Genomic DNA, 12,808 nt, shown 5'->3' with positions numbered 1-12,808 from the left:
ATAAAACCAGTTTTAATTTTTAAAGAAAAGAGGAACTTTAATGAAACTTTTAGAAATTAAACCAGAGATTCATCAGTTTGAAACTTGTATAGAATTTGTTAAAGAATTTAACTTAGGAGAAGGGGACTTAATATTTACCAATAGGTTTTTATATGATAGCTTTTTAAAATCTCTAGATATTAAATGCACTTATGTATTTCAAGAGGATTACAATTTAAAAGAACCTTCTGACCATATAATTGATAGTATAATAGCTGATACTAAGCCCAAGTGTTGTAAAAGAATTATAGCTTTAGGTGGAGGATCTATTATAGATATTTCAAAAATAATAGCCCTTAAAGATGTTACTAGCACTGAAAAATTATTTGAAAGAGATATAGAGGCTATAAAGGATAAGGAACTTATAATAGTACCAACCACCTGCGGAACTGGTAGTGAGGTTACTAACATATCTATAACAGAAATAAAAGCTAAACAGACTAAACTAGGTCTTGCAGTGCCAGAGCTTTACCCTGATTATGCTATACTTATACCAGAATTAGTTAAAGGGTTACCTTATGAGTTTTTTGTTTATAGCTCCATAGATGCATTAATACATGCAACAGAAGCTTTAGTTTCTCCTAAAGCTAATTTGTATACAGAAATGTTCAGTATAGAAGCTATAAAAATGATAATAATGGGATATAAAGAAATCATAAAAAAGGGAAAAGATTATAGAAAAGAGATTATAACTCAATTTTTATTAGCTAGTAATTATGCTGGTATTGCCTTTGGTAATGCAGGGGTTGGAGCAGTTCACGCTCTATCTTACCCTTTAGGAGGAAAATATCATGTACCTCATGGAGAGGCAAACTATCAATTTTTTATAGAAGTTTTTAGGTTCTATAATGAAAAAAATCCTAAGGGAAAAATAGAAAAACTAAACCAGCTATTAGCTTCTCTTTTAAATGTAAGTAAAGAAGAAGTATATCAAGAGTTAGAAAAACTTTTAGGTAATTTAATTGAAAAGAAACAACTTAGACTATATGGTATGAAGGAAGAAGATATAAATTCTTTTACAGAAAGTGTTATAAGTACACAACAAAGGTTATTGAATAATAATTATGTGGAAATGAGTAAGGAAGACATGCTAAAAATATATAAAAATTTATTTTAAAATTTTAAATATTTAAACATTTTTTTTTGGTAGCTATGAAAATTTATTAATGCTAATATAATAAATTTTTACATTTACTTAAGCAAATATGGTAAGACACTATGAAAGGTATTAATAAAAATAACTTTCATAGTGTTTTTTAGCATAAACAGAAAATATCATAGTAGGGAGGTATTGGATAAAATTCATACAAAGTTTAAAATAAAGAGAGAGAAAAATTTCTATAGAGCTACTTGACATTACAAAGTAGTAAGTGATATATTTATCATAAGCTATTATGCAATACAAAGTAGGTGATTAAATGGCTAATAATACACAGATGTTAAAAGGACTACTTGAAGGGTGTATTTTAAACATAATAGATAAAAATGAAACCTATGGTTATGAAATATGCGAAAAATTAATAGAATTCGGCTTTGAAGGTATTTCTGAGGGAAGTGTGTACCCAATATTGATAAGGTTAGAAAAGAAAAAGTTAGTATATTCTCTCATGAAAAAATCTCCTTTAGGACCCATGAGAAAATATTATTATCTTACAGAAGAGGGGAGTTATGAGTTAAAACAATTTATATTATCTTGGAATGAAATGAAAAAAAATGTTGATAGTATATTGGGGGAGAGAAATGATGTTATCAGGGATTAGATTAAGAGTAATTAGATTAAAAGAAGAGAAAAAGTTTAATGAGAAAAACTTATGGTTATATAAGAATATAACCTCTTATATTCAAAGTAGTAATTTAACCATTAATGAGAAGGAAGAAGTTCTGCAACAAATTATGGATATGATGTTACAAGCTCAATTTGAAAATAAATCCATAGATTTATTTATCGGAAAAGATTACGAAGAATTTTGTAATTCAATTATTGAGGAACTAAATAGTAGCAAAAGCAAAACTTACAAGGTATTTAACTATATACAAAAATATTTAGTAGGAATGATATTAATAGTATTTATAATGGGTATTTCTAATCTATTTAATGGGGACTCTTCAATTTTAAGCATTACTGTTGATCAATTTATACTTGCAAATGCAATAGCTTTATTTATAATGCCTGTTTTAAGAATTAGCAAACAAGGAGATACAGATATTTTTCCCTACTATCCTTTATACGGTAAAATTAAATATAAAAATACTATTATGAATAACAAAAGTATTTTGGTTCCTATTTCTATTTATATTATTGCAATATTTATGGTGAAATTTATTATAAAAAAATTTTTAGGATCAGATGTTATGGGATATAGTATTAACCTATATAATAATATTTATTTTATATTTTTAGCTTTAATTGCAGCTGGAACAATAGAAATATATAAAAAACTATGTGAAAGATGTGGTTCAAAATAGACAGTATAGTTATTTCAACTTGATGTTGTAAATAGAGAGTTATTACTGGAGGAGTAAAAATCTTGATGATACATAGATATTATAGTTGAGCTACAGCATGTAGTAACTCTTTCAATGATTTTGATAAAATATTATAAAACTAAATAATTAACAGGACTGAGGAGTCCTTTAAAAAGGCTAGTTACTGTTAAAATTAGGAGGATTTAATTATGAAAAAGACAATAGGATTTATAGGCTGCGGAAATATGGGGCTCGCTATGGTGGGAGGAATTATTAAAAGTAATATAGTTTCTCCAAGTGATATAATTGTTGCGGATTTAAACGAAAAAAGTCTAAAAGCAGCTAATGATAAATATGGAATTAATACAACTACTGATAATAGTAAGGTTGCTCAAACTTCGGATATATTAATTTTATCTGTAAAGCCAGAGTTATATCCAATAGTAATTAATCAAATAAAAAATCAGGTAAAAGAAAATGTAATAATCGTAACTATTGCAGCTGGAAAAGATATTAAAGGCACAGAAGAAATGTTTGAAAGAAAACTAAAGGTAGTTAGAGTAATGCCTAACACCCCTGCACTTGTAGGTGAAGGGATGTCTGCATTATGTCCAAATGAAATGATAACTGATGAAGAATTAAAAGATATAGTTGCTATATTTGAAAGCTTTGGTAAGGCAGAAATAGTAAAGGAGAATCTGATGGATGTTGTAACTTCTGTAAGTGGATCAGCACCAGCTTATGTTTATATGTTTATAGAAGCTATGGCAGATGCGGCAGTACTTAATGGAATGCCAAGAAATCAAGCCTATAAATTTGCAGCACAGGCTGTGCTTGGTTCTGCAAAAATGGTATTGGAAACAGGAATGCACCCAGGTGCACTTAAAGATATGGTTTGCTCTCCAGGAGGAACCACAATAGAAGCAGTAGCAACTCTTGAAGAAAAAGGGCTAAGAACAGCTGTTATTTCAGCTATGAGAAGTTGCACTAAAAAATCTATTGAAATGTCTAATTTAAAGTAAAGAATTATATTATGTATTTAAGAGCATAATTACAAAATTTCTACGTATATACTGATGAAATTTTACTATGTATATTGGCAAAGTTACACTATGTTTTACTCAGAATTGCTTAAAGAATATTGTAATAATAAGGGATCATATCAGAGCTATATTTTGATATGATCTCTTTCATTATCAAGTTATTATTAGGCTGAAATAGAGTTTGCTTATGACAAATATACTCTCCATCGGAATCTTAGGAGATGAATTTCCGTCTTAAAAAATATCAAATACCTATACATTATATAAAAATGCAAAGAAAAAAGGTATATAAGTATTTACAAAATTGATAAGGATAAGTATGCTTTATATTTATTTATATAGGAAAAGTATATATAAGTATTGGTAAAACAAATATTAAGATTAAGTAATATTGTTTTTCTTTATAAGTATTAATACAAACCTTTTCAGATAGTATAATTCAAATGAAAGGTATGTAAAATTTTGAAAGGAGAAAGGCATGATTACTCCAAAGGAAAGATTATTTAGTGCCATAAAAAGAAAAGATGTTGACAGACCTCCATGTATTTGTCCTGGGGGAATGATGAATATGATAATAGAAGAGGTAATGGATAAAACTAAGGTAGAGTGGCCAGAAGCTCATAGTGATCCACAGCTAATGGCAAGGCTTACCTATGGAATATATGAAAATGGTGGGTTTGAAAATGTAGGAGTACCATTTTGTATGACGGTGGAAGCTGAGGCTATGGGTGCAGAGGTTTTTTTAGGATCAAAAATCAATGAACCAAGAGTATCTAAATATCCAATAGAGTCTGCAAGGCAGTGGGAGATGCTAAATAAAATTGATTTAAGGGAAGGAAGGACAAAGGTGGTGTTAGATGCTATAGGATACTTAAAAAAAATGGATAAAAACCTACCTATAATAGGTAATCTAACAGGACCTATAAGTTTAGCCTCGTCTCTTATGGAACCTACATATTTTTATAAAGAACTTAGAAAAGATCCTAAAAAGGTTCATGACTATATGAAGTTTGTTACTGAAGAACTAATTATTTTTGGAAGGGCTCAGCTAGAAGCAGGAGCAGATATTATAGCTATATCAGATCCAGGAGGCACTGGAGAGATATTAGGACCAAAATTTTTTAAGGAGTTTGCTATTCCCTATCTTAATAAAATAGTGGACGAATTAAAGCCCTATGCAGTGGGGGGAATTATCATTCATATATGCGGTAAGCTTGAAAGTATTTATAAAGAATTAAATGAACTTCATAGTGATGTTATTAGTATAGAATCTGCCACAGCAATAAAAGAGATAGCTAAGAATATAGAAGATAAAGCTATTATGGGAAATGTAAGCACCTATGCTATAGAAAAAAATAATTCTGAATCAGTAGGAAAGCTTTCAAAGTTTTGTATTGAAAGCGGGGTTCACATTCTTGCTCCAGCTTGTGGTATAGGAGTAAGAAGTGGTCTTATTAATATACAGTCAATGGTTAATGTCTGTAAAAAGTATGAAAAGTGAGGTGCTTTTATGGCTTTTGTTACATTCAAAGATAAAGACATAACTATAAGTGTAGAAGATAGTGTAAGTGTAATGGAGTGTATAAGGGTAGCGGGTTTAAATATAGAAACTCCCTGTAACGGTAAGGGGAAGTGTGGAAAATGTAAGGTTATAGCTAAAGGTGATCTATATGAAAAGACTAAAGAGGAGGAAAGATATACCACAGAAACTTTTGAAAGACTTGCTTGCATGTCAAGAGTAAAGGGAGATGTGGAGATACAGCTTATTGACAAAAAAAATGAACTTAAAACAGTAAATGAAGGATATTCAATAACCGTTGATTTAGATAGTGAAGTAAAAAAAGTGCAGTTACCAGATATAAAGTTTGAAAGTTCTATTGCCTATGAGAAAGGTATCCCCTATAAAATTAATAGCTTAGAGGTTTATAAGAAAATAGCTTTAGCAGAAAAAAATAAAAAAGATAAACTTTATGGAGTTATATTTCAGAACTACTTAATTGATATTGTAAAGGATAGGGATTCAATACTAGGTGTTGCTATAGATATAGGAACTACAGGAATTTCAGCTTATCTTATAGATTTAGAATCAGGAAATGTAATAAATAAATCATCCTCTTTAAACCCACAGACAGAGTATGGAGGTGACGTTCTATCAAGAATAACTTATTGCAATGAAGTGGAAGATGGAATAGATGTACTAAAGAAATCTATAAGAGAAAAGATAGATGATTTAATAGAGGTTTTAATAGAAGATAAATATAAGAAAGAGGAGGTATATATTTTATCAATAGCTGCTAATACTACTATGATGCATTTATTTACAGGGGTGATCCCAAATTCATTATCAAAAGCACCTTATAGACCTATTTTTAAGGACAAGTTATTAATTAAGGCTAGTGAACTTGATATACATATAAATAAAGAAGGTAAAGTACTTCTTTTGCCATCTCTTTCTTCTTATGTAGGTGCAGACATTGTAGCTGGAATTATTGCTACAGGCTTTTATAAAAAACATAATCCTGCAGTATTCATTGATATAGGAACAAATGGGGAATTAGCGGCCATATACCAATGGGAAATTACTGCATCCTCCACAGCGGCAGGACCTGCTTTTGAAGGCATGAATATTAGCTGTGGTGGAAGGGCAGAGGAGGGAGCTATAGATTCTTTTTCTATAGATGAAGACTATAATATAGTTTATTCCATCATAGGAGAAGTACAGCCTAAAAGCATATGTGGCAGTGGTCTTATTGACATAGCAGCAGCCTTTGTTCAGAAAAAGATAATACTTAAAAGTGGAAGATTCAATAAGGAACTTCCGCTAGAGATAAGGGATAGGTTAAGAGATAAGAAATTTTATATTACAGATAATATATATGTATCCCAGGAGGATATAAGGCAGATACAGCTTGCAAAGGGAGCTATATCTTCAGGTATTACAATGATTTTAAAGGAACTTGGAACTACTATAGATAAAATTGAAGAGGTAGTTGTTGCTGGATCTTTTGGATATCATTTAAATCCAGAAAGCATAAGAACCATGGGAATAATACCTAAGGACTTTAATGGAAATATAACCTTTGTTGGAAATTCTTCTATTGAAGGGGCAAGACTTTCTTTAATTAACAAAAGCATTATAGAGAAAATGGATACTATCTCCGATAAAGTAAGGGTTATAGAGCTTTCCACTCGAGATGATTTTCAAAACTACTTTGTTAAGGCTCTAAGCTTTTAAAAAGTAAACAAAATGTAGAAGATAGGTAAACACACCTATTAAAAACATCATTCACTTTATAAAGATTTAGAGAAAATACATGAAATACCCTATTAAGAGATTAAGAGATTAAGAGATTAAGAGATTAAGAGATTAAGAGAGAATTTGATTATGAGTAATGCATTTATTTATCTGAATCTTTAAAACTTTTAAACCTATAGTTAATTTACTTCAAAACTAAATGTGGGATGAGGTGAAATAAATGATGTATCAAAGAGATTTCAAATGTGTACTAGATGATAAGGAAGAAATACCTACTGGAGTTATGGAAGAATTTAAAGTGAAGTTTCCAGAAGTACATTTTAATGAAAAAGAGATGGTGGCTTTATCAAAAGCTATAAAGGAAGCTAATAAAGAGGATTTTTGCATATTGCCCTTCTGTATGACTTTAGAAGCAGAAGCTTTAGGAGCAGTAATAAACTTAGGTGATGAAAAAATGGGGCCTAGAGTATCAGCTCATACATTTACTAATTTCGAGGATTTGAAAAAATTATCTGTAATAGATATAAATAAAGGAAGGATTGCAAAAGTCTTAAGTTCAGTAGAAATACTTAAGAGTTACGGAGAGCAAGTTATATTAAAGGTTCAAGGTCCCTTTACCATAATAAATTCTTTAATAGAACCTAGGATTTTTTATAAAGCCATAAGGAAAAATAAAGAGGAAGTAGAAAAAATTATGGGAGTTATAGAGGAAAGCATAGCTTTATTTATAGAAGAAGGAATAAAAAGAGGAGCTGATATAATATCCTATGGAGATTCAGCAGGCACTATGGATGTTTTGGGACCTAAAATGTACAAGGCATATAGTGGTAGGTATAACTATAATGTACTGAAAAGAGTTCAGGATAAAATAAATAATTCTATTATTCATATATGTGGTATCACATCTTCATCTTTAGCTAAGGCTGAATTTATAGAATCTAAAGAAGTTTTAGTACCAAAGGATATTACCTACAGTGAGGCGTTGAATTGGATTATAAAAGAAAGAAAAGATATAAAGATAATTGGACATAATTGTTTGAGAAAAGCAAATAAGAAACTTCAAAAGCCAATAGTTTGGGAAATACACTTGGGAAATACACCCCCGGGGGTGTATTTCCCAAGTAAAAAGGTGGGGGATTTATGAGTGATTTAAAAAAAGGGGAATTAATTAGAGAGAAATTAACTAAAGAGGAGTTAATTAAGAGTTTATCTGATTCTGTAGTAGAAATGGATGAGGATGAAACTATAAGTATTGCGAAGGAGTGTATAGAAAATGGTATTAGTGCCTATGAAGCTATAGATAGTGGATTAGCTCATGGAATGAATAGGGCAGGGGAGCTTTATGAGGAGGGAGAATATTATATTCCAGAGTTACTTATGTGTTCTGATGCTATGTATTCAGGATTAGAGGTATTAAAGCCCTATCTAAAAAAGAATGATGTAGAAGGAAAGCATAAAGTAGTCATTGGAGTAATTCAGGGAGATACACATGATATAGGTAAGAATTTAGTTAAAATAATGATGGAAACAGAAGGTTTTGAGGTAATAGATCTAGGCAGAGATGTCCCTCCAAGAGAATTTATAGATACTGCAAAAAAAGTAAGGGCAGATATAATAGCTATGTCTACTCTTATGACCACAACTATGGATGGTATGGGAGAGGTTATTCAGTTGCTAAAGGAAGAGGGAATTAGAGAAAATATAAAAGTAATGATAGGTGGAGGACCTATATCACAAAGATTTGCAGATGAAATAGGGGCAGATTTGTATACTACAGATGCTTCAAAGGCAGCAAAGTTTGCTAAAAAAATGATTTTAAAAGAATAAATATTTAATTATAATAATTTAGATATAATAAGGAGCATTTAATCTTAAGGTTAAATGCTCCTTATTGGATATTGTAGTGTTATATTTTTTTAGTTATGATTATTATATATGGCATAGTAATTATATAGATTAAAGATTATGATATAATTTTATAATAAAGAAAAATAACCAAAATCCATTAATAGGATTATAGAATAATTAATAATGGATATAATCATTTAAATACTAATGAAAGTTTTAAAGTTACTTAAAGGGTAGAAGATTAAAAGAGGTGCAGCTTATGATGTTTAATTTTGATGACAAAAATATTGAGAATCTAATTGGAGACATAACATATAACCGTGGACTAGACATGTATCTTAGAAACAAGGTAAGAAGAATTGACGTGTTAGAAAATTCAGAAAGGATGTTTTCTGTAATTTCCATTGTAGAGTCTGCTTATGATTTAAGGGATTATAAGGTGAATATTTTAGCAAATAGAAAAAATGGAGCCTTGTTTTCTAGCTGCACTTGTGAGGCTTTTGCAAAATATAGAAGTTGTAAACATATAGGGGCGGTACTTATAAAAATAAATAGAGAAGGGGTAGATGGGAGAAATCCTAGATATTCCCTTGGGAATTATGGTGTTGAATTATTAGATTATTATAAGGATGAATCAAAGGATAACTATGAACCTAGAAAGTTTGTGAATATGGAAGTTATACTACAAATTACTGATAATTTCTATAAACCTTATTTCATGGAGCTTAAGGTGGGGTTAGGTAGATTATATGTGGTTAAAAACTTAAGAGAGTTTATAGAAAGTATTTTTATAGATGGGAAAACTATTTATTTTGGTAAGGAGTTTCAATTTAATCCTGAAAGTCATTACTTTTCAGAAAAGGATTATGAGATTCTTTTGATGCTTAAGGAAATATACGATAGTAATGAACATGTAAATGAGAATATTTATATTAATAGAGCCATATTTTTTAGTGGTAAAAAAGCTTATTTAACAGAATCACAGCTTTTAAGACTGTTAAAGTTAAAGAGGGGAGATTATATAAGCGCAAATCTTAAAGGATATGAATTTAAAGCCATAGAGATATGCATAGGGGATATGCCTCTTAACTTTAATCTTTCTATTAAGGATGAAATGCTAAATCTAAGTCTTGAAGAAGACTTTCCAGAAGCAGTAGATAAAAAAAGTAAGATTTATATTCATAAGGATAAACTATACCTTCCTTCAGAAAATCAAATTAAGACTTTTGCTCCTATTTATAAAATTATGGAGAAAAAAAAGAGCCAAAGCATAGAGTTTCCAAAAGATAAGATTGAAGAAGTAGCCACTTATATTATTCCTAGTCTTAAATCCATAAGTGAAACTTTAATTGCAGATGAAGATTTAGGTAATATTATTAAAGAAGAACCATTAAATATTAAGTTTTACTTAGATAAAGAAGATGATTTTGTAAGTTGTGATGTAGTATTTAATTATGGGAAAATATCTTTTACATTAAAAAAACAGGATAAAAACCCGGAAGATGTTGTAATAGTAAGAAAGCTTAAAGAGGAAAATCATGCATTAAGAGTTTTAGAACACATTGGGTTTAATAGAGAGAAGGATAAGTATTATTTGAAAGAAGAAGATGATATCGTTGATTTTATCACAGAAGGCATAGAAAACATATCAAGCTTAGGTGAGGTTTATTATTCAGACAGTTTTAAAGATATTCAGGTTATTTCTTCAAAAAGCTTTAAATCTTCTATATCATTAAACAATTCAAACTTACTAGAATTTGATTTTGAAATTGAAGGTGTTGATAGAGCTGAGCTTAAAGGATTGTTTAACTCATTAAAACATCGTAGGAAATATCATAGACTTAAAAATGGGAATATACTTCCATTAAATTCAAAGGATATTAAGGATTTTAATTTTTTAATGGAAAACTTGGATATGGATATGGGTAAGCTAGCTAAGGGAAAGGTTACTTTACCAAAGTATGCTTCTCTTTATATAGATGAAAACATAAAAGAGAGTAATCTTCAGTTTATTTCAATGAATAAAGAGTTTAAAGATTTAATTCATACAATAAAGGATATTAAAGAATTAGATTATAAATTACCAGAAAATCTTACAGGAAATTTGAGGGACTATCAAAAGGTAGGATTTAAGTGGTTTAAAACCTTATCTTATTGTGGGTTTGGAGGAATACTAGGAGATGAAATGGGCCTTGGAAAAACCTTTCAGGCTATAAGCTATATTGCATCAGAAAAGGAAGAAGGAAATCTTAATAAACCAGCATTAATAGTTTGCCCTACATCTTTAGTATATAATTGGCTTAATGAATTTGAAAAGTTTGCTCCTCATATTAATGTACTTGTGATTTCAGGAAGTAAAAATGAAAGACTATGCCAAAGAGAAGAAATATTAAATCATGATGTGATTATAACCTCATATCCTCTTATAAGGAGAGATATAGATGAATATAAAGATATAGCTTTTAGCATATGTATTTTAGATGAGGCACAGCAAGTTAAAAATCCTTCTTCATTAAATGCACAGTCTGTTAAGGAGATAAATGCGCCGAAACGATTTGCCCTAACAGGAACTCCTATTGAAAACTCTTTAACAGAGCTTTGGTCTATTTTCGACTTTATTATGCCAGGATATTTAAAGACTCATGGCAGGTTTTCAAAAAAGTTTGAAGTCCCCATAGTAAAGGATAAGAACCAAACTGTGTTAAAAGAACTATTAAAACTTATAAGACCTTTTATTTTAAGAAGATTTAAAAAAGATGTAGCTCTTGAACTCCCACCTAAAATAGAGCACAAAGTAGTAGTAGATATGACTGAAGATCAGAAAAAAGTATATGCCTCTTATGTAGAATCCTTTAAAGAAGAGATGAAAGAGGAGATTAAAGAAAAAGGATTTAACAAAAGTAAAATTAAGATACTTTCTCTATTAACAAGGCTTAGACAAATTTGCTGTGATCCTTCAAGCTTTTTAGATAATTATAATGGAGATAGTGGTAAATACATTGCATTAGATGAAATATTAGAAGAAAGTCTTTTAAACGGACATAGAATTTTGCTCTTTTCACAGTTTACTACAATTTTAAATAATATAAGAAAAAGATTAGATAAATCAGGTATAGAATCCATGTATTTAGACGGATCAGTGTCTTCTAGTGAAAGAATGGAAATGGTTGATGAATTTAATCAGGGAGAAACACAGGTTTTCTTAATATCTTTAAAGGCCGGAGGGACTGGGTTAAACCTTACTGGAGCAGACTTAGTTATACACTTTGACCCTTGGTGGAATCCAGCAGTAGAAGATCAGGCTGTAGACAGGGCTCATAGAATAGGTCAAAGAAAGACTGTAGAAGTGATAAAGCTAATTACAAAAGGAACTATAGAAGAAAAAATCTATGATCTTCAGGAAAAGAAAAGAGAGATTATAGAAAGTGTCATTGATGGTGAAAATCATGAAAATGTAATTTTAAGCACTATGACAGAGGAAGATATAGAAGAATTATTTAAAAGTTAATATGACCTATGGTGATTAAAATAAAATTAAGGAGGTTAACAAATGAAAGAAATAGTATTTTGTGGAGGTTGCTTTTGGGGTGTAGAAGAATATATGTCAAGAATTAAAGGGGTATTGGAAACAAAGGTTGGCTATGCTAATGGTAACAAAGAAAACCCAACTTATGAAGAGGTTTGTGGGAAGACTACAGGCCATGCAGAAGCCTGCTTTGTTAAATATGATGAAAGCATTATAACCTTAGAGGAATTATTAAATAAATTTTGGCACATAATAGATCCTACTATAATTAATAGGCAAGGAAATGATGTAGGAAGTCAATATAGAACAGGTATATATTATCTAAAAGAAGAAGATTTAAATATCATATTAAAAAGTAAAGACAAAGAACAAGAAAAATATGAAAAACCAATAGTAACTGAAATAGAACCTCTCAAGTGCTTTTATGATGCAGAGGAATATCATCAAAGGTATTTAAAGAAAAATCCAGGAGGTTACTGTCATATAAACCTAGATTATTAACTTATAATATAAATAAAGTAAAAACAACTAACTTTTCCTTAAGTTGGTTGTTTTTTATAGCAAGCTTCTTTATTTTAGAAGGTAAATAATAAAATGCTTTTACCAATAAATAAACAGAGTTCTTGCCTT

Annotated in this window: 10 protein-coding genes; all 10 read left to right on the top strand. The window is 29.8% G+C overall.

Annotated features, from left to right (window positions below; translation table 11 throughout):
* Positions 1-40 precede the first annotated feature (40 nt).
* The 10 genes from KQI89_RS06950 (at position 41) to msrA (ending at position 12,679) form a co-directional block, all read left to right on the top strand.
* Positions 41-1,156 (top strand): 4-hydroxybutyrate dehydrogenase, encoded by a 1,116-nt coding sequence (locus KQI89_RS06950; RefSeq protein WP_216456457.1) that lies wholly within the window; start codon positions 41-43, stop codon positions 1,154-1,156.
* 301 nt (positions 1,157-1,457) lie between these two features.
* A complete protein-coding gene (locus tag KQI89_RS06945) occupies positions 1,458-1,799 on the top strand; it encodes a PadR family transcriptional regulator (protein WP_216456456.1) in 342 nt (113 codons plus the stop codon).
* Positions 1,780-2,505: a hypothetical protein gene (locus tag KQI89_RS06940; protein WP_216456455.1), complete on the top strand. Its 726-nt coding sequence runs from the start codon at positions 1,780-1,782 to the stop codon at positions 2,503-2,505. Before KQI89_RS06945 ends, KQI89_RS06940 begins: the two co-directional genes overlap by 20 nt.
* A 209-nt stretch (positions 2,506-2,714) precedes the next feature.
* Positions 2,715-3,527: a pyrroline-5-carboxylate reductase gene (gene proC / locus KQI89_RS06935; protein ID WP_216456454.1), complete on the top strand. Its 813-nt coding sequence runs from the start codon at positions 2,715-2,717 to the stop codon at positions 3,525-3,527.
* Positions 3,528-4,026: 499 nt separating this feature from the next.
* A complete protein-coding gene (locus KQI89_RS06930; protein WP_216456453.1) occupies positions 4,027-5,049 on the top strand; it encodes a methylcobamide:CoM methyltransferase MtbA in 1,023 nt (340 codons plus the stop codon).
* Positions 5,050-5,058: 9 nt separating this feature from the next.
* Positions 5,059-6,783, top strand: coding sequence for an ASKHA domain-containing protein (locus KQI89_RS06925; protein WP_216456452.1), 1,725 nt, complete (start codon positions 5,059-5,061; stop codon positions 6,781-6,783).
* A gap of 241 nt (positions 6,784-7,024) precedes the next feature.
* Positions 7,025-7,948 (top strand): uroporphyrinogen decarboxylase family protein, encoded by a 924-nt coding sequence (locus KQI89_RS06920; protein ID WP_216456451.1) that lies wholly within the window; start codon positions 7,025-7,027, stop codon positions 7,946-7,948.
* Positions 7,945-8,631, top strand: a complete 687-nt coding sequence (locus KQI89_RS06915) for a corrinoid protein (RefSeq protein ID WP_216456450.1) — start codon at positions 7,945-7,947, stop codon at positions 8,629-8,631. The genes KQI89_RS06920 and KQI89_RS06915 overlap by 4 nt, the downstream gene beginning before the upstream one ends.
* 280 nt (positions 8,632-8,911) lie before the next feature.
* Entirely contained in the window at positions 8,912-12,160 is a 3,249-nt protein-coding gene (locus KQI89_RS06910) for a DEAD/DEAH box helicase (RefSeq protein WP_216456449.1), read from the top strand.
* Positions 12,161-12,202: 42 nt separating this feature from the next.
* Positions 12,203-12,679: a peptide-methionine (S)-S-oxide reductase MsrA gene (gene msrA, locus KQI89_RS06905; protein WP_032122339.1), complete on the top strand. Its 477-nt coding sequence runs from the start codon at positions 12,203-12,205 to the stop codon at positions 12,677-12,679.
* Positions 12,680-12,808 lie beyond the last annotated feature (129 nt).

Source organism: Clostridium simiarum (genome assembly GCF_018919175.1).
Lineage (GTDB): Bacteria > Bacillota > Clostridia > Clostridiales > Clostridiaceae > Clostridium_L > Clostridium_L simiarum.
The sequence above is the reverse complement of the archived record's forward strand: the minus strand, read 5'-3'. Positions and strand labels throughout refer to the sequence as shown.

What these genes read in the sequence shown, in the direction of transcription:
- KQI89_RS06930 (WP_216456453.1), top strand. Translation starts at nt 4,027, where the DNA reads ATGATTACTCCAAAGGAAAGATTATTTAGTGCCATAAAAAGAAAAGAT.
- proC (WP_216456454.1), top strand. Translation starts at nt 2,715, where the DNA reads ATGAAAAAGACAATAGGATTTATAGGCTGCGGAAATATGGGGCTCGCT.
- msrA (WP_032122339.1), top strand. Translation starts at nt 12,203, where the DNA reads ATGAAAGAAATAGTATTTTGTGGAGGTTGCTTTTGGGGTGTAGAAGAA.
- KQI89_RS06925 (WP_216456452.1), top strand. Translation starts at nt 5,059, where the DNA reads ATGGCTTTTGTTACATTCAAAGATAAAGACATAACTATAAGTGTAGAA.
- KQI89_RS06950 (WP_216456457.1), top strand. Translation starts at nt 41, where the DNA reads ATGAAACTTTTAGAAATTAAACCAGAGATTCATCAGTTTGAAACTTGT.
- KQI89_RS06915 (WP_216456450.1), top strand. Translation starts at nt 7,945, where the DNA reads ATGAGTGATTTAAAAAAAGGGGAATTAATTAGAGAGAAATTAACTAAA.
- KQI89_RS06940 (WP_216456455.1), top strand. Translation starts at nt 1,780, where the DNA reads ATGATGTTATCAGGGATTAGATTAAGAGTAATTAGATTAAAAGAAGAG.
- KQI89_RS06910 (WP_216456449.1), top strand. Translation starts at nt 8,912, where the DNA reads ATGATGTTTAATTTTGATGACAAAAATATTGAGAATCTAATTGGAGAC.
- KQI89_RS06920 (WP_216456451.1), top strand. Translation starts at nt 7,025, where the DNA reads ATGATGTATCAAAGAGATTTCAAATGTGTACTAGATGATAAGGAAGAA.
- KQI89_RS06945 (WP_216456456.1), top strand. Translation starts at nt 1,458, where the DNA reads ATGGCTAATAATACACAGATGTTAAAAGGACTACTTGAAGGGTGTATT.